The 24,790-nt window shown below is 45.0% G+C and carries 23 protein-coding genes; 9 read left to right on the forward strand and 14 right to left on the reverse strand.

The window, feature by feature from the left end; genetic code table 11:
- Window positions 1–24: 24 nt before the first annotated feature.
- Genes rlmM through AC4MRV_RS13010 form a run of 4 tightly spaced genes read right to left on the reverse strand, consistent with a single transcriptional unit; the run spans window position 25 to window position 3,028 of the window.
- Window positions 25–1,116 (reverse strand): 23S rRNA (cytidine(2498)-2'-O)-methyltransferase RlmM, encoded by a 1,092-nt coding sequence (gene rlmM, locus AC4MRV_RS12995; protein WP_491187757.1) that lies wholly within the window; start codon window positions 1,114–1,116, stop codon window positions 25–27.
- The gene (locus AC4MRV_RS13000; protein WP_491187758.1) at window positions 1,113–1,511 is read right to left on the reverse strand and encodes a DUF423 domain-containing protein; all 399 of its coding nucleotides are present in this window, start codon (window positions 1,509–1,511) and stop codon (window positions 1,113–1,115) included. Before AC4MRV_RS13000 ends, rlmM begins: the two co-directional genes overlap by 4 nt.
- Window positions 1,501–2,127 (reverse strand): alpha/beta family hydrolase, encoded by a 627-nt coding sequence (locus AC4MRV_RS13005; protein ID WP_491187759.1) that lies wholly within the window; start codon window positions 2,125–2,127, stop codon window positions 1,501–1,503. The genes AC4MRV_RS13000 and AC4MRV_RS13005 overlap by 11 nt, the downstream gene beginning before the upstream one ends.
- On the reverse strand, window positions 2,120–3,028 hold the full coding sequence (locus AC4MRV_RS13010; protein ID WP_038140155.1) for a transcriptional regulator GcvA: 909 nt from the start codon (window positions 3,026–3,028) through the stop codon (window positions 2,120–2,122). Before AC4MRV_RS13010 ends, AC4MRV_RS13005 begins: the two co-directional genes overlap by 8 nt.
- Before the next feature lie 500 nt (window positions 3,029–3,528).
- Here AC4MRV_RS13010 and AC4MRV_RS13015 point away from each other — a divergent pair, with 500 nt between their 5' ends.
- Entirely contained in the window at window positions 3,529–5,052 is a 1,524-nt protein-coding gene (locus AC4MRV_RS13015) for an HD domain-containing phosphohydrolase (protein ID WP_491187760.1), read from the forward strand.
- Between the two features lie 76 nt (window positions 5,053–5,128).
- Here AC4MRV_RS13015 and thiI read toward each other — a convergent pair whose 3' ends face one another.
- From thiI to pomA, 3 genes are all read right to left on the reverse strand, one after another.
- On the reverse strand, window positions 5,129–6,577 hold the full coding sequence (gene thiI / locus AC4MRV_RS13020; RefSeq protein ID WP_491187761.1) for a tRNA uracil 4-sulfurtransferase ThiI: 1,449 nt from the start codon (window positions 6,575–6,577) through the stop codon (window positions 5,129–5,131).
- A gap of 166 nt (window positions 6,578–6,743) precedes the next feature.
- Window positions 6,744–7,688, reverse strand: a complete 945-nt coding sequence (locus tag AC4MRV_RS13025; protein ID WP_491187762.1) for a flagellar motor protein MotB — start codon at window positions 7,686–7,688, stop codon at window positions 6,744–6,746.
- 10 nt (window positions 7,689–7,698) lie between these two features.
- Window positions 7,699–8,463, reverse strand: a complete 765-nt coding sequence (pomA, locus tag AC4MRV_RS13030) for a flagellar motor protein PomA (RefSeq protein WP_005476021.1) — start codon at window positions 8,461–8,463, stop codon at window positions 7,699–7,701.
- A 250-nt stretch (window positions 8,464–8,713) separates the two neighbouring features.
- Between pomA and xseB the strand changes: the two genes are divergently transcribed.
- From xseB to dxs, 3 genes are read left to right on the forward strand one after another with little or no spacing between them, the layout of a single operon-like run.
- Window positions 8,714–8,956 carry an exodeoxyribonuclease VII small subunit gene (gene xseB / locus AC4MRV_RS13035; RefSeq protein WP_491187763.1) on the forward strand — a complete coding sequence of 81 codons (243 nt, stop codon included), beginning with the start codon at window positions 8,714–8,716 and terminating at the stop codon, window positions 8,954–8,956.
- A gap of 21 nt (window positions 8,957–8,977) precedes the next feature.
- Window positions 8,978–9,862, forward strand: a complete 885-nt coding sequence (ispA, locus tag AC4MRV_RS13040) for a (2E,6E)-farnesyl diphosphate synthase (RefSeq protein WP_491187764.1) — start codon at window positions 8,978–8,980, stop codon at window positions 9,860–9,862.
- 20 nt (window positions 9,863–9,882) lie between these two features.
- Window positions 9,883–11,748, forward strand: coding sequence for a 1-deoxy-D-xylulose-5-phosphate synthase (gene dxs, locus AC4MRV_RS13045; RefSeq protein ID WP_491187765.1), 1,866 nt, complete (start codon window positions 9,883–9,885; stop codon window positions 11,746–11,748).
- A 59-nt stretch (window positions 11,749–11,807) separates the two neighbouring features.
- On the opposite strand, the gene truC is transcribed toward dxs, so the two are convergent.
- A complete protein-coding gene (truC, locus tag AC4MRV_RS13050; protein WP_491187766.1) occupies window positions 11,808–12,530 on the reverse strand; it encodes a tRNA pseudouridine(65) synthase TruC in 723 nt (240 codons plus the stop codon).
- Window positions 12,530–12,844 carry a YqcC family protein gene (locus AC4MRV_RS13055; protein WP_491187767.1) on the reverse strand — a complete coding sequence of 105 codons (315 nt, stop codon included), beginning with the start codon at window positions 12,842–12,844 and terminating at the stop codon, window positions 12,530–12,532. Before AC4MRV_RS13055 ends, truC begins: the two co-directional genes overlap by 1 nt.
- Window positions 12,845–12,920: 76 nt before the next feature.
- Between AC4MRV_RS13055 and AC4MRV_RS13060 the strand changes: the two genes are divergently transcribed.
- Together AC4MRV_RS13060 and AC4MRV_RS13065 are read left to right on the forward strand one after the other, a co-directional pair.
- Window positions 12,921–13,958, forward strand: coding sequence for a DUF3549 family protein (locus tag AC4MRV_RS13060; RefSeq protein ID WP_491187768.1), 1,038 nt, complete (start codon window positions 12,921–12,923; stop codon window positions 13,956–13,958).
- Between the two features lie 3 nt (window positions 13,959–13,961).
- Window positions 13,962–14,261 carry a DUF3301 domain-containing protein gene (locus AC4MRV_RS13065; RefSeq protein ID WP_491187769.1) on the forward strand — a complete coding sequence of 100 codons (300 nt, stop codon included), beginning with the start codon at window positions 13,962–13,964 and terminating at the stop codon, window positions 14,259–14,261.
- Here AC4MRV_RS13065 and AC4MRV_RS13070 read toward each other — a convergent pair.
- On the reverse strand, window positions 14,209–14,727 hold the full coding sequence (locus AC4MRV_RS13070; protein ID WP_491187770.1) for a GNAT family N-acetyltransferase: 519 nt from the start codon (window positions 14,725–14,727) through the stop codon (window positions 14,209–14,211). The genes AC4MRV_RS13065 and AC4MRV_RS13070 overlap by 53 nt on opposite strands.
- An 833-nt stretch (window positions 14,728–15,560) precedes the next feature.
- Between AC4MRV_RS13070 and AC4MRV_RS13075 the strand changes: the two genes are divergently transcribed.
- The 3 genes from AC4MRV_RS13075 (at window position 15,561) to AC4MRV_RS13085 (ending at window position 18,595) form a co-directional block, all read left to right on the forward strand.
- Window positions 15,561–15,839: a hypothetical protein gene (locus AC4MRV_RS13075; protein ID WP_491187771.1), complete on the forward strand. Its 279-nt coding sequence runs from the start codon at window positions 15,561–15,563 to the stop codon at window positions 15,837–15,839.
- 219 nt (window positions 15,840–16,058) lie between these two features.
- Window positions 16,059–17,102 carry a BMP family ABC transporter substrate-binding protein gene (locus AC4MRV_RS13080; protein WP_491187772.1) on the forward strand — a complete coding sequence of 348 codons (1,044 nt, stop codon included), beginning with the start codon at window positions 16,059–16,061 and terminating at the stop codon, window positions 17,100–17,102.
- On the forward strand, window positions 17,099–18,595 hold the full coding sequence (locus tag AC4MRV_RS13085; RefSeq protein ID WP_491187773.1) for a sensor domain-containing diguanylate cyclase: 1,497 nt from the start codon (window positions 17,099–17,101) through the stop codon (window positions 18,593–18,595). Before AC4MRV_RS13080 ends, AC4MRV_RS13085 begins: the two co-directional genes overlap by 4 nt.
- A 52-nt stretch (window positions 18,596–18,647) precedes the next feature.
- Here AC4MRV_RS13085 and sucD read toward each other — a convergent pair whose 3' ends face one another.
- The 4 genes from sucD to sucA form a co-directional block, all read right to left on the reverse strand.
- On the reverse strand, window positions 18,648–19,520 hold the full coding sequence (sucD, locus tag AC4MRV_RS13090; RefSeq protein ID WP_004737919.1) for a succinate--CoA ligase subunit alpha: 873 nt from the start codon (window positions 19,518–19,520) through the stop codon (window positions 18,648–18,650).
- Window positions 19,520–20,686, reverse strand: coding sequence for an ADP-forming succinate--CoA ligase subunit beta (gene sucC, locus AC4MRV_RS13095; protein WP_491187774.1), 1,167 nt, complete (start codon window positions 20,684–20,686; stop codon window positions 19,520–19,522). The genes sucD and sucC overlap by 1 nt, the downstream gene beginning before the upstream one ends.
- 225 nt (window positions 20,687–20,911) lie before the next feature.
- Complete coding sequence (gene odhB, locus AC4MRV_RS13100) at window positions 20,912–22,120, reverse strand: 2-oxoglutarate dehydrogenase complex dihydrolipoyllysine-residue succinyltransferase (protein WP_491187775.1); 1,209 nt, start codon at window positions 22,118–22,120, stop codon at window positions 20,912–20,914.
- Between the two features lie 28 nt (window positions 22,121–22,148).
- On the reverse strand, window positions 22,149–24,790 hold a 2,642-nt coding region (sucA, locus tag AC4MRV_RS13105; RefSeq protein ID WP_491187776.1), incomplete at its 5' end, for a 2-oxoglutarate dehydrogenase E1 component.

Genomic DNA, 24,790 nt, shown 5'->3' on the forward strand with positions numbered 1-24,790 from the left:
AGCGTTTTTATATTTCGCATTCAACTAACGAGGAGAGATATTGGATAAACACTGAACATGAACTGTGATTTCTTCGCGATCATGGTAAAGGTGTTTTGCCTGCAGTTTAAACTTCACATCGTTATCTTTGAGGAAGATTTTTAGGTTCTCGATGTCTTGAAGCACTTCATCATAACGACCTTTCATTGGCAATTTAAGGTTAAAGATCGCTTCTTTCGCCCAACCACTAATGATCCACTCACCCATTAGCTGCGCTACGCGTGATGGTTTTTCGATCATGTCACACACTAGCCAGGTTACATTCTTACGCGCCGGCTCAAACTTAAAGCCATCCTCTTGATGGTGCTTCACCTGGCCGGTTTCCATTAAGCTGTCCGCCATCATGCCGTTATCCACCGAATGAACAAACATCGAGCGCTTAACAAGCTGATAAGTCCAACCGCCAGGACATGCGCCTAAGTCAACGCCCCACATACCTGCCGCTAGGCGCTCATCCCATTCTTCGCGAGGGATAAACACATGGAAGGCTTCTTCAAGTTTTAGCGTAGAACGACTTGGTGCATCCGCAGGGAACTTAAGACGAGGGATTCCCATAAAGAACTGAGAGTTGTTACTTGGCAGTGAATAACCAACGAAACAGTGACCTGGTTCAACAAAACAGATGTGCAGCACAGGTTTTTTCGGGCTGTCTTTTGGAAATAAGATCCCTTTACCGCGTAGCGCTTGACGCATAGGTACAGTGAATTTACGACAGAACTTCAGCAGTTCTTTTGCTTCGTTGGTATCAGGTGTTTCAATACGAATATCACCACAACGAGGCATCGATTCGACAAAGCTTAAATCATGCAGGATTGGCGATATACGGTCTTCACGTGGCAACTCTTGAATTTCAGCAGCGACAGCAAAGATTTGGCGAGCAAAGATCAGTGATTTGAAATCTAACTCTTTAACCAGTTTTTGAGCGTCACCCTCTTGGTAACACTCAAACAATACGTAACCGCTATTTTTCTTTACACGAGGGAAACCAAATACTTCTAGTTGAGTCGCGCGATCTTGAATTTCACCGGCACACTCTTTCTCAAAACCACTGCGGCAGTAGAGCATTAATTGTTTCACTGATTCACCTCTTTAATCTGTAGCGCTGCGTAAACGAACAATCCCCAACCTAGCATAAACGTAAAACCACCTAATGGCGTGATTGGACCAAACCATTTGATTCCCGTGATTGCTAGTGCGTAAAGGCTGCCGCTAAAACAAAAGATGCCGATGATAAAGCAAATCGCCGCTAGGAAGAAATATTTTTGTGACTTAGGCGGCAATTTTATCAATAACAGCATGCCACACAGTAATACGGCAATGGAATGGATAAATTGATACTGAACGCCCGTGTTAAAAACTTCCAATAAATAAGGAGATAACAATTTCTTTAGACCATGGGCTGCAAATGCGCCAAGTGCGACGCCTGTACCGGCGAATAAGCCACCAATAGCGAGTAACTGCTTACTTCTCACTGTTCACCTCAAAGATAAATTGTGCGAGCTTGTCAACGGCGAGTTCAATATTACCCTGTTCGGTAAAGCCAGAACTTTTACGTGGTTTAAAGCTATGATCGCCATCAGGAATAAACTCGACCTGCACGGCTGGCGCTAGTTCAAAGTCAGCAAACTCCTCTTTCTTACCAAAAGTATCTCGTTCACCTTGCAAGATAAGTGTCGGTTTTTCGAGGTCGGCTAAATGCGCTCCCTTAAAATTTTCTGGCTTACCTGGAGGGTGAAAAGGAAAGCCCAAGCAAGCAACGCCAGCCACTTGGCTCTCATCAGATAGCAGACTTGCCATTCGACCGCCCATTGACTTTCCACCAATTACAATCGGCCCACGCTCAGATAACTCAGCAATCACTGCTTGGTACGCTTCCAGCAACTTTGGAGCACGATCTGGCGGACGTTTCTTTCCATCTTCCGCTCGCTTCACCATATAAGGGAAGTTAAAGCGCACAACCTGAATGCCTTTTTTGGCAAGCCCTTCAGCGACCGCTGTCATAAACGCGTGGTCCATACCAGCCCCCGCTCCATGAGCAAAGACAAACAGTGGTTTCCCTAATTCACCATTAGTTAAGTACTCACTCATCCAACAATTCCTCTTGCTCACTTTGCGCTTTAGCTAGCATCCAATCGCGGAAAGTTGCGATTCGTCCCATATCGGCTTGCTTCTCATGACAAACAACATAGAAAGCGTTTTTTGTGACCAGCACTTCATCAAATGGCGCAATCAAGCGACCCGCTTCCATTTCTGGCTGAGCTAACACGTTATTCCCTAGAGCAACCCCCTGACCATGAGCTGCAGCCTGCAGTACCATGGTTGAGTGACTAAAGATCGGACCATGATTCACATTCACCCCTTCGATACCATTTTGCTTAGCAAATTGTTTCCAATCTTTTCGGGATGTATCATGCAATAACGTATGCTGTTTTAAATCACTTAGTGTTTCTAATGGTTTAGGTCCCAATAGCAACGACGGTGAGCAAAGTGGGATAAGGAATTCTTGGTATAACTTGTCCGCTCGTAAGCCAGGCCAATTTCCTCGACCATAGTAGATTGCCACATCCACGTCATCCGTCAGTGACCCTTCATCCATATCTACAGCCTTGATTCGAACGTCGATATCTGGCTCTTGTTGGTTAAAGTCTGCTAAACGCGGCACCAACCACTGAATAGCAAAACTAGGTGGTAAACTGATGGTCAACGCACCTTTTTCACTACGCTCAAGTACTTTATCGGTAGCTTCTGCTAGTGAAGTGAAAATATCCTTAATGTCGAGGAAGTAGCTTTGTCCCTCTTCGGTAAGGAGTAATGAGCGATTTCGGCGACGAAAAAGCTTCAGACCTAGAAATTCTTCTAACGCTTTGATTTGATGGCTCACTGCGGCTTGAGTCACAAACAACTCTTCTGCAGCACGAGTAAAACTCAGGTGACGTGCGGCAGCCTCAAACACTTTCAGAGAGTTTAATGGAGGCAATCTTCTAGACATGTTGGCCTTCTATAAATTGGATTAGTTTTTTTAATCTGAAACATTATAAAATGTCCATTGCCTGACGACCAGAGAAATTCTATATTTCACCCCGCAGCAAAGAGCCAGAACGGCTTGATTCCTTTTTGAATCAATTGGCATATTGTTGCGATGTTGTGTTTGCAAACTCGTATTTCGAGTTAGGTAGGTTTCTACCAAGTTTTGTCTCACGAGACGAAACATATACTTCCTGTATTTATTTTGACCTGTCTGTCAAATTTTTTAGCACCGCCTATATGGCGGTGTTTTTTTATACTCTGAATATCCTAACGCTCGTTCCCCTCTTGCAAAAAATGCCCGACTTTTTACTCATTTTCGCACCGTGTGCTTTGGATAAACCAGCGCTAACCTCAGTTCCAACCCAACCACTGGCAACTTGTAAAAGGCAGTATGTTTGCCTATACCCTATTTAGGATAGTAACAAGCTCAGATTAATTGGATACCTTGCGCGGACGTCACTTATGCCATTGAAACTGTTGAGAGAGTTAGATGAGCCTCGCCTCCCACCTTGGAAAGTGCTGATCGTTGATGATGATGCTGACATTCATCAAGTTACCGTGTTAGTACTCCGTCGATTCAAACTTGATGACCGACCACTAGAGTTCTTACATGCGTACTCTGGCGCAGAAGCCAAGGAGAAGCTATCTACTCACGATGACATTGCCTTGGTGTTTCTCGACGTTGTCATGGAAACCGATGATGCTGGTTTAGAGGTTGCTCGGTGGGCGCGGCAAGAACTTGAAAATCATAAAACTCGGATCATTCTGCGTACTGGCCAACCAGGTCAGGCTCCGGAGCAAAATGTCGTCGCTGAATACGATATTAACGATTACAAAGAGAAGACCGAACTCACTAGCCAAAAACTCTTCACTACCGTTATGTCGGCACTTCGTTCTTATCGCGACATCGTTCAGGTTGAGCATGCCAAACAACTAGAAACTAACTATCGACTTGGTTTAGAACGTGTAATTCAGTCAACGGCGGTTATCTTCCAGCAACACACTCTCAATTCGTTTTCCGACGGCATTCTTCAGCAAGTCCTCTCTTTGTTACGCATGAACGACCAGAGCATGCTCGTCAGCGTTCGCGGGCTCACCACAATACAACAACCCAAAAACGGTTACCGAATCTTAGCTCAAATTGGTCATAAACAAGACGATAGTATCGACCCCGTAGTGAAAGAGTATTTAGACAAAGCAATCCAGCAGCAACAAAGCATCATCGAAGGTGACATATTTGTCGGCTATTTCGCCACCAGCTCTGGTGCTGTCAGCTTACTTTATCTAAAAGGCGCGCGAAAAATTACTGACATGGAAAGCCAGTTACTCACGATATTCTCTTATAGTGTCAGTTTAGCTTTTGAGAACTTATCTCTTAGTCAGGAGATCATTGATACCCAAGGCGAACTGATTTATCGGCTTGGCGATGTGGTGGAATCTCGCTCACAAGAAGCAGGAAATCATGTAAGACGCATGTCTGAGCTTAGCTACGAACTCTGTCGGCTGCTTGGCTACTCCGAAGACAAAGCACAGTTACTCAGACAAGCCGCTCCAATGCACGATATCGGCAAGATTGCTATTCCTGATTCAGTGTTACTTAAGCCCGGTAAGCTCGAACCTAGCGAGTGGGAAACAATGAAAACCCACGCCGAAATAGGTCATAACATTCTTGCTGGTTCAAAAAGAAAAATACTTCAAACTGCGGCTACTATCGCCCATCAGCATCATGAAAAAGTGGATGGAACAGGTTACCCACTGGGTCTCAAAGGCGAAGAAATTAGCATAGAAGCACGAATTATTGCTGTTGCTGATGTTTTTGATGCTCTTACTCACGAACGATGCTACAAACCAGCTTGGCCTCTTGAAGACGTTGTAGAGGAACTCACTAGGGCCAAAGGCACTCACCTCGACGAGCGAGTTGTGGATACCCTACTGGCCAACTTAGAGGTAGCCCTAGAGATCAATCGGAAATACGCTTCAAACTAACGCTCAGCGATTACAAACAAAAAAGCGCAAACCGAACAAACGATTTGCGCTTTCCTCTTCTCTAGCTTGCTAGACGTTATGGACGGTAAACCTTAACATTATTGAAGCCTTGTTCTTGCAGGTAAAGCGCCTGTAGACGGCTCATCACACCACGATCACAGTAAAGTAGGTAAGTTTTAGACTGGTCTAAGTCACCAAACTGGGTACCAAGCTTGTAGAAAGGAATGTGCGCCACTTCTACACCATCGATTTCAAGCGGATTATCGTCTTCTTCTTCCGGGCTACGGATATCAAGAACGATCGCGTGCTCTTCTACCGCTTGTACTTGCTCCACTTCTGGTGCGGCCTGCTCGGTTTCTTTTGCGATGTCACGGATATCCATTACACGCGCGTCACGGACTACTTGGTCTAGGATCTCAAAGTCAAACTTGCCTTCTTCTGCGTCTAGTTTCGCTTTTACCGCTTTCACTGTTGGTTTCTTAGAAATCACGCCACAGTATTCAGGCATTGTTTTAGCGAAATCTTCAGTACCGATCTCACGTGCAAGATTAATAATATCTTCTTTATCCCAGTTAATCAGTGGACGCAGAATCAATGTATCAGTCACGTTGTCGATATGGCGCAGGTTAGTCAGGGTTTGACTCGATACTTGACCTAGTGCTTCACCCGTTACCAAAGCTTCAATCTTGAACTTCTCTGCGACCATGCCCGCTGCTCGCATGAACATACGTTTTAGTACCACTCCCATTTGGCCGTCGTCGACTTTCTCAAGGATTTCAGCCACTACTGGTTCAAAATCCACCGAGATAAAACGCACTTTTGCTGAAGAGCCGTATTTGTTCCACAAGTAGTGAGAAACTTGCTTAACACCGATCTCATGCGCTGGACCACCTAGGTTAAAGAAGCAGTAATGCACTTTTGAACCACGCTTGATATGCAGGTAGCTAGATACACCAGAATCGAAACCACCAGAAATTAGGCTAAGTACGTCTTCTTGTGTGCCAAGAGGGAAACCACCAAGGCCTTTGTAACGCGCGATAACTTGGTTTAGCTTTTCATTTGCCACTTCCACTTTAACCGTCACATCAGGGTTCTTTAGCTTAACGCTTGCGCTTTCAATCGCTTGGTTTAAACCACCACCTACATAGCGTTCAAGCTCTATAGAAGTGAAGTCATGCTTACCACGGCGTTTCGCACGCACAACAAATGTTTTGCCTTCAAGGCTTGGACGATTAAGCTCTAATACTTGCTCGAAAATGTCATGCAGATCTGTAAAGTCAGACTGTTGAACTTCCAGAACGTGGTGGATGCCTGGAGTTTGCGTCAACACTTCGATCACTTCGGCACGGTACTGATCCGACTCAGAAGTCACTTCGATATGATCGCGTCGGTTAAAGACCGCGACAGACTCGGTACGACTCTTAATAATGTTGCGAATATTACATTCTAGAATCTTTGTGAAGCGCTTACGCACCGACTCACTTTTAACGAAGATTTCTGGATGGGGCTTAACGATAAATTTCATGGTTCACTTCACAAGTTAACAGTTTTGCAGATTCGCTTTGGGTTACTACCACAATAGTAGACTTACTAATTGTACGGATGCCACCCTCTAAGGGCGCAAGATTATACATTAAGCGACAGACATAAAAAAGACGAGCGTGATGCTCGTCTTTTTCATTGTTTTTAGACTAGTTATTAAGCACTGGTACTTCATCGCTTTGCAACGCTTCACCTTGCATAATACTGATTTCAACACGGCGGTTCCGAGATCGCTGCGCTTCAGTATCATTTGGCCCTAGCGGCTCGGTATCAGCCATACCGCGGACACGTAGCCTCTGAGAGGTGAAACCACGCACCTTCTCCATTTCTTGAGCAACCGACACAGCACGTTGCGCGGACAGATCCCAATTCGAACGATACAGTTCAGATTCAATGCGCTGATTATCAGTGTGACCAGATACTCGAACAATACCAGGGATATCTTTTACCAGTTCAGCAATCTGCCTTACCAATGGGCGGAATTTCGGTTGTAAGAATGCCGAACCTTCCGGAAATGCACCTTTTTCACGGATACGAATATCGATTTGCTGACCTAAGTTCTCAACTTCAATCGCCCCTTGTTCAATCTCCCGCTCTAACGCTTTCTTGATACTTTCCATCAAGGTTTCGAGTTCTTGTGACATCTCTGCAGATTGCTGTTGTTGACTGTCAGACTCAGAGTTTTGGTTGTTCTGTGTCGAAGTCTCGGGGGATTGTCCTCCGGTCAATTTGCCTTGATCACGCTGAGTACCGCCCGCTCTATCAGATTCTCCCTCATGAAACTCTAACGTCTGCTGAGTAATATCAATGGTTTGTTGCATGATGACATCAATTGGCGTGGGCTCAGGACGACCAGGACGAAACTCTTGAGCAATAATACTAGTCCCTTTGGGAATGTCTTTAACTTCCAATCGGTTTTGTACACCAAAGGCAAACTTCATCGAGCCCGCGATCTGCTTGAACTTCAGTACATCCATCTCTGAGAATGAGAGCAGCAGTACGAAGAAACACATCAACAGTGACATCAAGTCCGCAAAGGTACCCATCCACAGTGGTAAGCCGGGGGGCGGGCATTTTGGTTCTTCTTCTTCCATCCGCTCACCCTTACTCGTTATCTACATCAAGAGCACGTTTACCTTCATTGAGGTAGTTCTTCAGATAACTATCAATGACACGCGGGTTTTGACCATCTTGGATAGCCAGTACGCCATCCATAATTAGGCGACGATTGAGCTTTTCTTGCTCACGGCGAAGAGACAACTTATCGGCAATTGGGAAAAACACCATGTTCGATAGAATCGCACCATAAAGCGTAGTTAATAGTGCTACCGCCATTGCTGGGCCGATAGATTTCGGGTCATCCATGTTAGAAAGCATCGCTACCAGACCAACTAGAGTACCGATCATCCCCATTGCAGGCGCTACATCACCGAAAGCACGGAATACACTAGAGCCAAAGTCATGACGTTCATCAGTCAAGGCAATATCTTTTTGCAGCGCAGCTCGCACAACATCTGCGTCATGGCCATCCACAAGAAGATCAATGCCTTTTTGCATAAAGCTGTTAGTAATTTCCATTTCTTCTAGAGCTAGGAAACCACCTTTACGCGCCGCATCCGCCATTTCAACCACTTTCGCGATCAAGTCTTCTGGCTCGTCGGCTTTAAACATGAAAGCTTTACCTGCTATCTTCGCGGCTCCGAAGAACTGGCCCATAGTAAATTTCATCAACACAACAAATGTTGAACCACCTACTACGATCAGAATCGACGTCACGTCGACGAACATCATGATGCTTCCGCCCAGTATCATCGCCATGATAACGAAAGCAAAACCACCGATCAGTCCTACCAGCGTTGCTAAATCCACAAAGCACTCCTCATGCTATCTCAAAGCTTCTACCAAATTATATCGGCAACATCTTCAGATCTTTAGTGTTTTCTCTACCTCTAATATAGATACTTATCCCAACTAGTAAACTAGCCTTTCGTCAACTATTGACCTCTACCTAGGTTATGACCGAGCCAGTTCGATTTTTCTGACAAATTTACTCGGTTAAATTTGACCATCATTGGCGGCTAAGGTAACTTTCGTGCATCTTTATCAACGCAGACATATTATGGCGAGCAAAAAACCTGAAAATATGACCTTTGAGGCAACAATTGAAGAGCTAGATACCATTGTAGAAAGCTTGGAGAATGGTGACTTGGCATTAGACGACGCGCTCAAAAAGTTTGAACGTGGTATTGCATTAGCACGGTCAGGCCAAGGCAAGCTTCAAGATGCGGAACAACGCGTGAGTATTTTGCTAAACAACGATGACCAATCTCCACTTAGCGATTTTGATGCTCAGCCAGAATAATTGATTTAGAAGATTCCCCCTATGCAAGAGGCTCTAACCTCACTTCAACAACGTAACAACGCTCAGCTTGAAACTTGGCTTGATACACTTCCTCACCAGCAGCAACCCCTAATCGACGCAATGCGCTACGGTTTGCTACTTGGTGGTAAACGAGCTCGCCCTTTTTTGGTCTACATCACGGGACAAATGCTTGGTTGCTCATTAGAAGAATTGGATACTCCAGCCGCTGCGGTTGAATGCATTCATGCCTACTCGTTAATCCATGACGATCTTCCAGCTATGGACGATGATGAATTGCGTCGTGGCCAGCCAACTTGCCACATCAAGTTTGATGAAGCGACCGCGATATTGACCGGCGATGCCCTTCAGACACTTGCGTTTACAATTTTGGCAGACGGTAATTTGAATCCGCAAGCCGAATTTAACCGTATTAAAATGGTGAAAGTACTCGCTCAAGCCTCTGGTGCGGCTGGCATGTGTATGGGACAAGCGCTCGATCTTGCAGCAGAAAATCGTACTGTGACGTTGCAAGAGTTAGAAGAAATCCATCGCAATAAGACTGGCGCACTAATGAAATGTGCGATCCGTTTAGGAGCGTTGGCTGCGGGAGAAAAAGGCGTAGAAGTATTACCTCTGCTCGATAAGTACGCCGATGCAATTGGCCTCGCGTTTCAAGTTCAAGACGATATTCTAGATATCATTAGTGATACAGAAACTTTAGGTAAACCTCAAGGTTCTGACCAAGAATTAAACAAAAGTACTTATCCTGCCCTCCTCGGTTTAGAGGGTGCTATTAACAAAGCTCACAATCTGTTAAATGAAGCACTTCAAGCCTTGGACGCAATCCCATACAATACAGAGTTACTCGAAGAGTTCGCCCGATATGTCATCGAGCGCAAGAACTAACACAATAAGCGCGCAAATATATGACTCTTGATATTTCAAAGTACCCAACACTGGCACTGGCTGACACACCAGATGAACTGCGCAGCCTTCCTAAGGAAGTTCTGCCTAAGCTATGTGATGAGCTACGTACTTACTTATTAAATTCAGTTAGCCAATCTAGTGGTCACCTCGCCTCAGGCTTAGGTACGGTCGAGCTGACTGTTGCATTACACTATGTCTACAACACGCCGTTTGATCAGCTCGTGTGGGATGTTGGCCATCAAGCCTACCCACATAAAATCTTGACTGGACGTCGTGATCAAATGCCAACCATTCGCCAGAAAGGTGGATTACACCCTTTCCCTTGGCGTGAAGAGAGCGAATACGACACCTTATCTGTTGGTCACTCATCGACTTCTATTAGTGCAGCGCTTGGTATGGCAATCAGTGCTGGTAAAGAAGACAAGAACCGCAAGGTTGTCAGCGTAATTGGTGATGGCGCAATTACCGCCGGTATGGCATTTGAAGCAATGAACCATGCCGGGGATGTTCACCCTGATATGCTGGTTATCTTGAACGACAATGAGATGTCCATTTCAGAAAACGTTGGCGCTCTTAACAATCACTTAGCACAAGTGCTTTCAGGAAGTCTTTACACCTCGATTCGCGAAGGCGGTAAAAAAGTACTGTCGGGTGTTCCACCAATTAAAGAATTGGTTCGTCGTACTGAAGAACACTTAAAAGGCATGGTCGTCCCTGGCACTCTATTTGAAGAGCTAGGTTTCAATTATATTGGCCCTGTCGATGGCCATGACGTGAATGAACTCGTTAAAACCCTTAAGAACATGCGTGAGCTTAAAGGGCCTCAGTTCCTGCACATCATGACTAAAAAAGGTAAGGGGTACGAGCCCGCAGAGAAAGATCCGATTGGTTACCATGGCGTGCCTAAGTTCGATCCAAACCACCACTCTCTGCCAAAGAGCAGCGGCGGAAAGCCAAGTTTCTCGAAGATTTTTGGTGATTTCCTATGTGACATCGCTGCGCAAGATCCTAAGCTGATGGCAATTACGCCAGCAATGCGTGAAGGCTCTGGCATGGTGCGTTTCTCGAAGGAATTCCCAGAGCAGTACTTTGATGTGGCGATTGCAGAGCAGCATGCTGTGACGCTAGCAACGGGTATGGCGATTGCTGGTGATAACCCTATCGTCGCAATTTACTCAACTTTCCTTCAGCGTGGATACGATCAGTTGATCCATGACGTTGCAATCATGGACCTACCCGTGATGTTTGCGATTGACCGCGCTGGTTTAGTTGGCGCAGATGGCCAGACTCACCAAGGTGCATTTGACCTTAGCTTCATGCGTTGTATACCAAATATGGTAATCATGGCACCAAGTGACGAGAACGAATGTCGTCAAATGCTCTACACCGGCCACAAGCACACTGGCCCTTCAGCCGTGCGCTATCCTCGTGGTACGGGGATGGGGACAGAGATTGAGCAAGATTTTACGGCTCTAGAGATCGGCAAAGGACGTCTTGTTCGCCAAGGTGAAAAAGTAGCCATCCTAAGCTTTGGTACTTTCCTTGAAAATGCGCTAGAAGCGGCGGAAGAGCTCAATGCAACAGTCGCTGATATGCGTTTTGTTAAGCCACTTGATGAAGTGTTGATCAAACAACTTGCTGCAGAGCATGACGTTCTAGTAACACTGGAAGAAAACGCCATTGCAGGTGGTGCTGGCGCTGGCGTGATCGAGTTTATGATGAAAGAGAAAATCATCAAGCCTGTGCTAAACCTTGGCTTGCCAGATAAGTTTGTTGCACAAGGCACTCAAGATGAGCTGCACGCTGAGCTTGGCTTAGACGCGAAAGGTATCGAGCAGTCTATTCGTGACTACTTAGTTAAATAGCCAAGAGCTTAAACACTCAAAAGCCCTCAAGTTTGAGGGCTTTTTTTATACTCAATCGCTTACTCTGGCATTTGCCAAGCAAACTCATCACACAGCTTCTGCCACGTTTGATCGACACCCGCTTTAATCACAAGTTGCTCTTTGGTGAAAGGGTGAACAAACTCCAAGCTCGATGCATGCAGCAAAAGTCGGTGCGAGTCATACACCTCTCTGAACAGTTTATTGTGTTTACCATCCCCATGGGTAGTATCCCCGACGATCGGATGTCTTAGGTGAGCCATATGACGTCTAAGTTGGTGTTTTCGTCCGGTTAATGGCTTCATCTCCATTAAACAATAGCGAGTTGTTGGAAACTTGCCTGTCGAGTGCGGCACTTCTACTTTATCTAGCGGCCAATAATCTGTGATCGCCTCTTGAGCTTCCTTGTCTTGGCTAGCATGCTTATCCGCTATCTTATCCAGTTCTACTTTGAGCGCGTAATCCAAACGTCCGGACTCTTCAATCCAACCACGAACAATTGCATGGTAGGTTTTTTCCATCTCATGATTAGCAAACATCGGCATCACTTGCGATGCTACTTCACTGGAAAGAGCAAAAATAAGTACTCCAGAAGTTGGACGGTCTAAACGGTGCAGAGGAAACACGTGTTGACCAATTTGATCGCGAAGAGTCTGCATCACAAACTGTGTTTCATGTTTATCCAACCAACTACGATGGACCAACATCCCTGCTGGCTTATTCACCGCCACAAAATACTCATCTTGAAAAATAATCTCTAGCATCAAGAGCATACCTCATCTATGGACGCTAATAACTTAAGTAAAGGCTCGTACTCATTATGAAGCTTCCAACACTCTTCAAAATACGGAGTAATAGAAAAGCCGCTTGGTAGAGGGTGCCCCTGCTCAATAAGCGCTTCCATTTTAGGGAGAAAAATCCACTGTAACCATTGCTCGGGTTTCAATGTATCCACAGCAAAAGGCTCTAGACTTGCTAGCTCTTGCGGTGTCGGTGCCTTTTTCTGCCAAAGGCCTAATGAGTCCATTAAAGATGGGATTTGCTGTAAAAGGTGTAACAATTGTTGTGCTTTTGTCATAAACCGTTCGTGTTGGCCTTGAAAACTGCCGTAAGGGTACCATTTATAGTAGAAATAAAGTTAGGACTATTCTCTAATGGAAACCATTCATACTCTTACCCAACTACTGAACAACAGCGACTGCCAATATCAGGTTTATGATCTCGGCCGTCGTATCCGCCATATTGACAGCAAAGTCTTCGCGGATGTAGAGCAAGGTATTATGCCCTATCCATTCCCAATGCAGCGTAAAGCTCATCTCGCCATCGCTTATTGGAATGAGCATAAACAACCTTGGATTTGGTTTCTAAAGTTTGAGCTAGATGAGCGTGGTTTGTTTAAACAATCTGACATCGGAAATTTCCTCAAATACGTGATTGAAGCAATGGGAACACGTATTAGTCAGAATATGAGTGACGAACAACAACAAAAGCTGTCCAATAACCCATACACCTTTAAACCTGCAGAAGATAAGATGGCGGTCTTCCACAGCCAGATTCGTGCTCAACTTGATTTGCCTTGCAGTCAATATTACGAACACGCGCAGCACTACTTTACAGGTGGTTTAGGGTGGGATAAATGGCAGACCGTTGGCCTCCAAGGCGTCACCGATATTTGTGCAAGGTTAGGACAAGAACAAAATGGTGTGAATGTGCGCAAAGCATTAAAGCATTTACCTAATGAGCCACTCTATGCACTATTAGGAGCTCTTGAACATACGCAGCTTTCTGACAAATTGGCGCTGCGTATTGCAGAGATTGCTTCTGAACAAATTGATAGCAGTAACCCCGATATCTTTCTCCTCGGCGCGTTAGCCCGAGCGCTATCAGGCGCAGACAACGAAATCGCGACACCAATTCTAAAACAGATTCTAAGCTCACCACGCCTAAGTCACCAAGAGGTTCTTATTGGCATCGCAGGTCGCAGCTGGCATCTATTAGCCGACAGAGATATTGCAGAATCTTTCCTTTTGCGTTTAGCACAGACAGGCAATCAAACTCTATTCAATCAACTGTTTGCTGATTTGGTGATGCTACCTGAGCTAAGAATGGTACTGCTTCCTCTTCTCCATTCGAGTCCATCTCAAGAGCTGGCCGCAGCATTATTGTCTCTTCAACAAGCGACAAAAGGATAATCAATGATCAGTGACCTTTTAGCCATCCTAGCTCTTGCTCTAGTATGTTTCGTTTTTTGGCAACAGCGTAGGCAAGCAGAGCTTGCTAAAGGCATTGCTGCAAGAAAATGTGAGCAAATGGATCTGCAATTGATAAGCGTTGCATTAAAGGGGCACAAACTAAAAACGCCAGACGGAGTCTGGCGTTGGCATTCGGTTTATCAATTTGAGTTTTCATCTCTGGGCGATGACTGTTATCAAGGAACCCTAATTATGCAGGGATTCCACTTAGCCAAGCTTGACCTTCCACCGCATCGGATGTAAACAAAAACTCATCGTACGGACCAAAGGTATCTCGCTTATGGGAAATAAACTGAAAGCCTAGTTTCTTCAGTAACTTGATTGAAGCTTGATGATCGACATTAGACGTTGCAATCACATGAGTTAAGTTCAAATCACGAACTGCTTTGGGGAAAAACGCAGCCAAAGATTCTGTCGCGATCCCTTTCCCCCAAAAGGCTTTATCAAATAAGAATCCTAATTCTGGCTGAGTATCTAAGTCAGAAATAAATATGTGCCCCATGTACTCACGGGTTTGACTGTCCAATACCGCTCTCGCGTAAATATTTCTATCATGCAAAACGCGTTCAAAGAGTTGCTTTGCAGAAGAAACCGTATGCGGGCCATTCATCTCAGCACGGTTTTTCGCACAGCAGTTGAGCAGTAAGAAGTCTGATTGTAACGACTCGTTATAAGGGACTAATAACGATCGGCGAGTCACTATTGTCATAAGACATCCTTGTAAACAGCACGCTGTTTATTGTTTTAATCGTCATCACAATGTCGCTGTTTTTTATTTTATAAATACAACAAGTGAAAACAAACAAAGCCGAAAAGTTATACCAACTGAAAACTGTAGTTATTGATCTGGGTTATTTTTTGGTCGAAGTGACAAAGAAAATGAAATTAAGAAAAGCCCCGACACTCGCGTATCGGGGCTATGGTCTTACTCGCAGCAGTCCGGCTACAAAAGGTGCTCCATGCATCTTCCTTAATAGTTACTGATTCCTTCAGTAATATCCATACGTCGCCGTCCTAGCGGTGTCCTTATCATCCTGAAAGCTAACTGTTCCCCGTTAGCGCACATCACTTGTTCCCTGAGCGGTGTCCTTTGTATCGTCCTGATACTGTCCTACCTCAATCTAGAGGTGTCCATTGCAATCCTTCGTCACCAATATCCTATCAGTGCTTGTGTCCTTACAATGTCCTTCGCTCCTTGCCGACCAACTATCCTAGTCAATCGAATCTTCTTCCTGAAGATAACCAAATCCTTGGCAATTTCCTGTTCCGTGTCAGCATCCTTCCGACAGGTTCTAATTTACCTGATTCAGAGCCTCAGACAATCATCAGAACGATTTAAATTAATGAAACAGAGTTGCAACATTAGAACTATTCAATATTTATCAAACAGTTAATGCAACCTCTCGCTACAATATCTAAATTCAAAGCTTGTTTTTCTTACGTGAGTTGTAAGAGATCTCGCACAACTTACTACTCAAATTTCCATTCGCAAATCTAGTCTCTCGACAGTAATATTAACCCAATCAACACAAAGGAGGCTTTATGCTCACTCAAGACGTTAGCCAGGAGCTAAAAGATGTACTCGAAAAACTGCATCAAGAAGGAAAAGAGCCTACAGTAGCACTTGTCAAAGCACGCCTAAGCACGCCTGTACCTATGCCTGCTTTAATCACAACGATAAAGAGTTGGAAGAGCTCCCAACGCGTACCTAAGATCGAAGTAGCAGCCAATGTAAGCGAGCAAGATAGGCTCACTCAATTAGAGCAGCAAGTTGCAGATTTAACTCAGCGACTCGCTCTATTGGAAGCCAAACTACCCTAGGAAAATTCAGCTCTAAACAGGAGCTGAATCTCAACGACATTATGCATCTAGACCAAAGTGCAATTAACCGCATATGTATCTATAATTGCGATTTTGGTCATTGTTTAGCTATCCAACTGATAATACACTCCACACTATAAGTTATTAATTGCATTACTGTTTCCAAAATTTGTGATGCTTCTCTTTATTCATGTGTATATCAAGATGATATTAGACGATATGGACGCTAATGCCCCATCACAAGCCACTTATTGTAAATGGCTAAAATACCTGCTCGTCATAGCTAGTTCGACTCTACTACTTCCAACGAATATTCATGCCAGCGAGGCTAGCTTCAAGCCTGTGGTTCTTTTCCAAGGAGAGGTTCAACCTGGCTCTTATTTGCAGCTCATTGAGCAAGGTGTAGCGCGATTCGAGCAAAATTCAGGCATTACAGTTAAACGAGTCCACCTCGCTCCTAACAACGCACGCTACTTAGCCGAGCTTGAACAAGCCGCGATTGAGGGATATAGCCCAGTTCTCGTCCAGGAGTCGAATACGTTGGCATCTTTTCCAGATGTCGCACTACGCTACCCTTCAACCCGATTTATTTCATTAGACGTGGCTTACCATGTACCGAATGTACTGGGACTAACCTTTAGTCACGCAGAAGGAGCGTACGTGATTGGTTACTTAGCAGGCCTGAAAACCAAAACGAATGAACTTGGCTTTATCGGTGGCGTTGACGTAGATGTTATTAATCAGTTCCATTGTGGCTATGAGCTTGGCGCACGGGATGCAAACGAAAAAGCATCAGTACACACTAGATACATCAATAAGGGTGCACAGTCTTGGGAAGATACTCAGGGCGCAAAGCTGCTAACTGAAAACCTCATGGCAGAGAACGTTGATGTCATTTTCCCTGTCGCCGGATTCGCCAGTTTAGGCGTTGTTGAGACTATGAAGAATAGCGGACATGGTTATAGTTTTGGTATTGACTACGATTATTCTCAGCGCTATCCAAACACTACTTTGGCTTCTATGGAAAAAAAAGTCGACCTAGCTGTCTATGCCGCCCTAACTCAGCTTAAAAATGGTATTTGGAATGGTAACCACAAAACGTTTGGGGTTAAACAAGGCGTTATTTCGATTTCACTGAATAACAATAATCCAGATTTAACCGCTGACGACAAAAAGGCAGTAGGTAATATTTTGCTCGATCTGAAAGGAAAAAGCAGTGTGATTTCTCAACGAATCGACCAACACTGTGCTAGCTCGACATGAAAAACTTGTATTCCTATGTCATTAAAAACTATTTATTGTTAACAACGATTCCATTTTTCTTCTTTGGCGGGATCGACATTGCTAATGACATTTATGCGACCCACAATTCTGAAAGCAAGCAGTACCAAAGTGTTATCGCGCAGCAACAAACAGATTCGAAAAAAGCCTTACTCAACTTCGATTTGTTGGAGGCAGAGTTAGTCGCAACCCGTATCTCACAACTCGACTACATTGTTTCTGTGACATTAGATTCTTACCAATACGGCTTGAAGATGGCGGAGATCATTAACTCGTATTCTGCCAATGGGGTGCCACTTTACTACCCCATCTTCAATGATCAAAACGTCCAAATCGGCCAGCTGATAGTGGTTAAGGATTATTCCGCTTATTACACTCAAATGGTACGCAACATATTGCCTCGCATCGGAGTGTTTTTATTAATCCTTTGCGGAGTTTCATTGCTTTTTAGTCGAACTCTGACTTCCGCTTTGAAACGACCATTTGGTGAACTTCAGCAATTTGCTCTACAAATTGCCAGCGGTGACTACCAAACCCCATCTAAAACGGGGCGTAATTTCGTTGAGATTAGCAATATTTTTCGAGCTCTTGAAACCATGCGCACTAGGCTCCAAGACACGATTACTAAGCTACAGCAGAGTGAAGAGCGTTATTCGCGCACCTACAACTTGACTCAGGTTTGCTTGTTTGTCGTCAACGTAAAACACGGGAAAATCATACGTTCAAATCATCAGTTTCAGCAAATCTTGCAGCAGATTCCTGTTGATAACCAAACGGAGACACTAAGGCAGTTTATTGATCTATTGAAAACATGCCCAAGTAACAGAAGCTTCAATTACTCTCTTCGTATTGGTAATAACGAACGCCATTTTCAGGTGAACCGCAGTGACGTCTATCGAAATGAAATCGAATGCTCTGCATTGGACATCACTGAGCTCGTCATAGCAAAGCAAGCTGCCGAATCTCAGTTGGTGACAGATGCACTTACGCAGATACCCAATCGTTACTGTTTCAACCAGTTTGTCGCTAGAGCCAATAATGGAGAAATCGATTCGGTAACAGTGCTGATGATAGATTTAAACGGCTTCAAGCAGATCAACGACACATATGGTCACGCAGCTGGAGATCATTTATTAATCGAAGTCGCAACTCGAATCAAACGTCAATTAAATCTAACCAATCAGGCTGTATTTCGCTTGGGAGGTGATGAGTTCGTGATAACGATATCTGGTCGAGTCTCGGATGAGATCATTCATGATCTGGCTATGAAGATTCAAACTGCATGCAATAAGCCCGTTCACTATATGAATAAGAGTTTTACAATCAGTTTGAGTATTGGCATTGAGCATTTCTCTAGCCACACGCACCTTGGTATAGAAAAATGCCTAAACAACGCTGACGCCGCTATGTATCAAGCAAAATCAAGCAAAACAGGCATAGTGTATGCGGATAGACTTAAAGAGAAAGCTTTCTAACCGCAATAAAAAAGGCTTGGTCAGACCAAGCCTTTTTTGCTAATTAGTTTAATTACCAACCAGTGATTTCACGTAGACCTTTACCGATGTCTGCAAGAGACTTCACAGTCTTAACGCCTGCTGCTTCGAGAGCTGCAAACTTGTCTTCCGCTGTACCTTTACCACCTGAGATGATTGCACCAGCATGACCCATACGCTTACCTGGAGGAGCTGTAACACCTGCAATGTAAGAAACGACTGGCTTAGTGACGTTCTCTTTGATGAATGCCGCTGCTTCTTCTTCCGCTGTACCACCGATTTCACCAATCATTACGATTGCTTCAGTTTCAGGGTCTTCTTGGAATAGCTTCAGGATGTCGATGAAGTTTGAACCAGGGATTGGGTCACCACCGATACCAACACAAGTAGACTGACCGAAACCTTCGTCTGTCGTCTGCTTAACTGCTTCGTACGTTAGTGTACCTGAGCGTGAAACGATACCCACTTTACCTTTCTTGTGGATATGACCAGGCATGATACCAATCTTACACTCGTCTGGAGTGATAAGACCTGGACAGTTAGGACCGATCATGCGAACGCCAGTTTCTTCTAGCTTCACTTTAACATCGATCATATCTGTTGTTGGGATACCTTCAGTGATCGTTACGATCAGTTCGATACCTGCGTCGATCGCTTCAAGGATTGCATCTTTACAGAAAGGTGCTGGTACGTAGATAACTGTTGCTGTTGCACCAGTCACTTCTACTGCTTCACGTACTGTGTTGAATACAGGAAGACCAAGGTGAGTTTGACCACCTTTACCTGGAGATACACCACCAACCATTTGCGTACCGTATGCGATAGCTTGCTCTGAGTGGAATGTACCTTGACCGCCAGTGAAACCCTGACAGATTACTTTAGTGTCTTTGTTAATTAGTACAGACATTATTTCGCCTCCGCAGCAGCAACAACTTTCTGAGCAGCATCTGTTAGCGACTCAGCAGCAATGATATCAACATCAGAATTAGCAAGAACTTCGCGACCTAGGTCTGCGTTAGTACCTTCTAGACGAACAACTACTGGTACGCTTACGCCTACTTCTTTAACCGCACCGATAATACCTTCAGCGATCATGTCACAACGAACGATACCACCGAAGATGTTTACTAGTACTGCGCTAACATTGTCATCAGAAAGGATGATCTTGAATGCTTCAGCTACACGCTCTTTCGTTGCGCCGCCGCCTACATCAAGGAAGTTTGCTGGTTTGCCGCCGTGTAGGTTAACGATATCCATCGTACCCATTGCTAGACCTGCACCGTTAACCATACAGCCAACGTTACCGTCTAGTGCTACGTAGTTCAGTTCCCACTGTGCTGCGTGTGCTTCGCGCTCATCTTCTTGAGATGGATCGTGCATTTCACGTAGTTTAGGCTGACGGTACATCGCGTTTGAGTCGATGTTGATCTTGCCGTCTAGACAAAGAAGGTTGCCTTCGCCAGTGATAACAAGTGGGTTGATCTCTAGTAGAGCTAGGTCGTACTGAGAGAACATTTGGCCAAGACCCATGAAGATCTTAACGAACTGTTTGATTTGGTCGCCAACTAGACCAAGTTTGAACGCAAGTTCACGGCCTTGGTAAGCTTGAGGACCTACTAGAGGATCAATCGCAGATTGGTGAATCAACTCAGGAGTTTCTTCAGCGATTTTCTCAATGTCCACACCGCCTTCAGTAGACGCCATGAATACAATTTTACGAGTTGCACGGTCTACAACTGCGCCTAGGTAAAGTTCGTTAGCGATGTTAGACGCTTCTTCAACTAGGATTTTAGTTACAGGCTGACCATTTGCATCTGTTTGGTAAGTCACTAGGTTTTTACCTAGCCACTTTTGAGCAAACTCTTTAACGCCTTCTTTTGTGTCATGTAGTTCTACACCGCCCGCTTTACCGCGACCGCCAGCGTGTACTTGACACTTAACAACTTTCTTTTCAGTAGAGATACGACCCGCAGCTTCGAAAGCTTCTTGAGCTGTATCACATGCGAAACCTTCTGGTACAGGCAAACCGAATTCTGCAAACAGCTGTTTGGCTTGGTATTCATGCAAATTCATTTTGATATTCCGTTTATTTTCCCTTAAGGGATTATTATTTCCATAACGACACAGTTATCTGTGTTACGTCTGTAGGGTCTTCTCAAATCAGCCAAGATAACTCAGATAAATAGCGAATATTTAACAAGTAATCTTTAGCTCAAGTGAAGGCCAGACGTCGAGCTAGCCTAGCCTTTGAAACTATCAACGTCTAGCTGTTGAGCACAACTAGACGTTTTAGCGATATTAAACGTCTAATAGGAGACGTGCTGGATCTTCTAGTAGCTCTTTAATCGTTACTAGGAAGCCAACTGACTCACGGCCATCGATTAGACGGTGGTCGTAAGATAGCGCTAGGTACATCATCGGTAGGATTTCAACTTTACCGTCAACCGCCATTGGACGCTCTTGGATCTTATGCATACCCAGGATAGCCGCTTGTGGTGGGTTGATGATTGGCGTTGACATCAGTGAACCAAATACGCCGCCGTTTGTGATAGTGAAGTTACCACCCATTAGCTCATCAACAGTTAGCTTGCCGTCACGGCCTTTGATCGCTAGCTCTTTGATGCCTTTTTCGATGTCAGCGAAACCTAGAGTGTCACAGTCTTTAAGTACTGGAGTTACTAGACCGCGTGGCGTAGATACCGCCATGCTGATGTCGAAGTAGTTGTGGTAAACAATGTCATCACCATCAATCGATGCATTAACTTCTGGGTAGCGTTTTAGTGCTTCAGTTACCGCTTTCACGTAGAAAGACATAAAGCCTAGACGAATACCGTGACGCTCTTCGAACTGGTCTTTGTACTGCTTACGAAGATCCATGATTGGCTTCATGTTCACTTCGTTAAACGTTGTCAGCATTGCCGTGTTGTTCTTCGCTTCTAGAAGACGGTTTGCAACAGTCTTACGTAGGCGAGTCATTGGTACACGTTTTTGGCTACGAGCCGCTGCTGGAGCTTCTACTGCCGCAGGTGCTTCTGCCTTCGGCGCTGCTTTCGCATTAGCTAGGTGCGCATCAACATCTTCACGAGTAATACGACCACCTACGCCAGTGCCTTTAACTTGGCTAGCTTCTAAGCTGTGTTCAGCTAGAAGACGGCGAACAGCTGGACTTAAAGCATCATTGCTTTCTTCAGTTAAAGACGCTTTGTGGCGCTTATCTGGAGACGCTTCTGTAGATTCAGTCGTATCCGTTGTTGGTTCACCTGCTACCGCACCAGGCTTAAGCTTTGCGATTAGCTGCTTAGAAAGTACCGTTGCACCTTCTTCTTCAATGATTGCTTCTAGAACACCAGCTTCAGGTGCTGGTACTTCAAGTACAACTTTGTCTGTTTCGATATCAACCAGAACTTCGTCACGCTCAACTGCGTCGCCTGGTTGTTTGTGCCATGTCGCTACTGTAGCGTCAGCGACAGATTCAGGTAAATCTGGAACCAGAATTTCAATTGTCATATCGGTTTCTTCCTTTAACTTCTAGTTCTTAGTCCGAAGTTTTTGTATTCACGTTTAGTGCGTCTTCAACCAACGCTTTCTGTTGTTTCAAGTGTACTGACATATAACCTACTGCAGGTGATGCTGATGCTGGGCGGCCAGCGTATTTAAGATCTGCACCTGCTGGGATAGCAGCACGGAAGTTATGTTGGCTACAGTACCAAGCCCCCTGGTTTTGAGGCTCTTCTTGACACCATACGAAGTCTTCAACATTGGTGTACTGCTCGATTGCTGCTTTCACTTCATCCATAGGGAATGGGTATAGCTGCTCAATGCGAACAATAGCGACATCATCTTGTTCGTTATTACGACGTTGCTCTAGCAAGTCGAAATACACTTTACCCGAACAGAAGACGACGCGTTTCACCTTAGCTGGGTCTAAGTTATCAATCTCTGCAATTGCTGGTTGGAATGTTCCTTCAGCAAGTACTTCTAATGTAGAAGTACACAGAGGGTGACGAAGTAGTGACTTCGGTGACATAACAATCAGTGGTCGACGCATTGGACGAACAACTTGGCGGCGAATCATGTGGTAAACCTGCGCCGGCGTTGATGGCACAACTACCTGCATGTTTTGCTCTGCACAAAGCTGTAGGTAACGCTCTAGACGAGCTGAAGAGTGCTCAGGGCCTTGACCTTCGTAACCATGAGGCAGCAACATCGTTAGACCACATAGACGTGCCCACTTCTGTTCACCTGATGAAATGAATTGGTCAATAACAACCTGTGCGCCGTTAGCGAAGTCACCAAACTGCGCTTCCCAAAGGGTCAAGCCGCTTGGTTCGGCCGTCGCGTAGCCATATTCAAATGCTAATACCGCTTCTTCAGACAATACCGAATCAAAGACTTGGAAAGGGCCTTGTTTATCGTGGATATTTGCTAGAGGAACAAATGTGCTCGCATCGTTCTGGTTATGCAGAACTGAATGACGGTGGAAGAAAGTACCACGACCAGAATCCTGACCAGAGATACGAATACGCTTACCATCATCAACAAGCGTGGCATATGCCAACGTTTCTGCCATACCCCAATCAAGAGCTTTCTCACCGCTGATCATGGCTTTACGGTCGTTGTAAAGTTTGTTCACACGGCTTTGTAGCTTGTGGCTATCAGGGTAAGTACATAAACGCTGACCAAGCTCAATCAAGCGCTCAGTATCAAATTTGCTGTTCCACTCAACATCCCAATCGTGACCTAGGTATGGAGACCAATCGACAGAATGAAGAGCCATTGGACGCCACTCTTTAACGACTACTTCACCGTGATCTAAAGCATCACGATATTCGTTAACTAGTTGCGTTGCTGTATCAATGCCAAGAACTTCTTTTTCCATCAGCACATCAGCATACAGCTTGCGTGGTGTTGGGTGCTTCTTGATTTTCTGATACATCAGAGGCTGAGTTGCATTTGGCTCATCCGCTTCGTTGTGACCATGACGACGGTAACAAACCAAATCGATCACAACATCGCGCTTAAATTCATTACGGTAATCAAGAGCAATACGAGTAACAAACGCAACCGCTTCTGGGTCATCCGCATTTACGTGGAAAATTGGAGCCTGTACCATCTTAGCGATGTCAGTACAGTACATGGTTGAGCGCGTATCATTCGGGTTAGATGTAGTGAAACCAACTTGGTTGTTCACAACAATACGAACCGTACCACCCACTTGGAAACCGCGTGCTTGAGACATGTTAAACGTCTCAGCAACCACGCCTTGACCTGCAATCGCAGAGTCACCGTGAATAGTAATAGGAAGAACCGTGCTGCCTGTCGTATCACCTAAACGGTCTTGACGTGCACGCACTGAGCCAATAACTACTGGGTTTACAATCTCAAGGTGAGATGGGTTAAAGGCTAGCGCTAGGTGGACATCACCACCTGGCGTTGCGAAATCCGCTGAGAAACCTTGGTGATACTTAACATCACCCGTACCCCACGTTTCGTCATGCTTACCCGCAAACTCATCGAATAGGTCTTGTGGTTTCTTACCTAACACGTTAACTAACATGTTTAGACGGCCACGGTGGGCCATACCGATAACCACTTCACGCATGCCACTCGCACCCGCATGACGAATCAATTCTTTCGTCATCGGAATCAGTGCATCACCGCCTTCTAGTGAGAATCGCTTAGCACCTGGGAATTTTGCACCTAGGTAACGCTCTAAACCTTCAGCTGCTGTCAGCTCATCTAAGAACGTGTGCTTTTCTTCATTAGAAAAAGAAGGTTGACCAACAACAGACTCTAAACGTTGCTGGATCCAACGTTTTTGCTCTGTGTCCGTCATGTGCATGTATTCTGCACCGATAGAACCACAGTAGGTTTTTTTAAGAGCTGAGTAGATATCTTTCAACGGCATTGTTTCTTGGCCAACGGCAAAAGAACCAACGTTGAAGGACTCTTCTAGGTCATCTTCGGTAAGATTGTGGAATGCAGGATCTAGCTCCGCCACAGGTGGACGTTGCCATAAACCAAGAGGGTCAAGCTGTGCCGCTTCGTGTCCACGGAATCGGTAAGCATTGATTAATTGGAGTACTTTTACTTGTTTAGCGTCGACATCTGGATCACTAACCTGGACACTGTAATGCTTTGTTTCTTGAGCGAGTCGTCGGAAGTAGTCACGGACAC

The organism is Vibrio sp. (genome assembly GCF_984391705.1).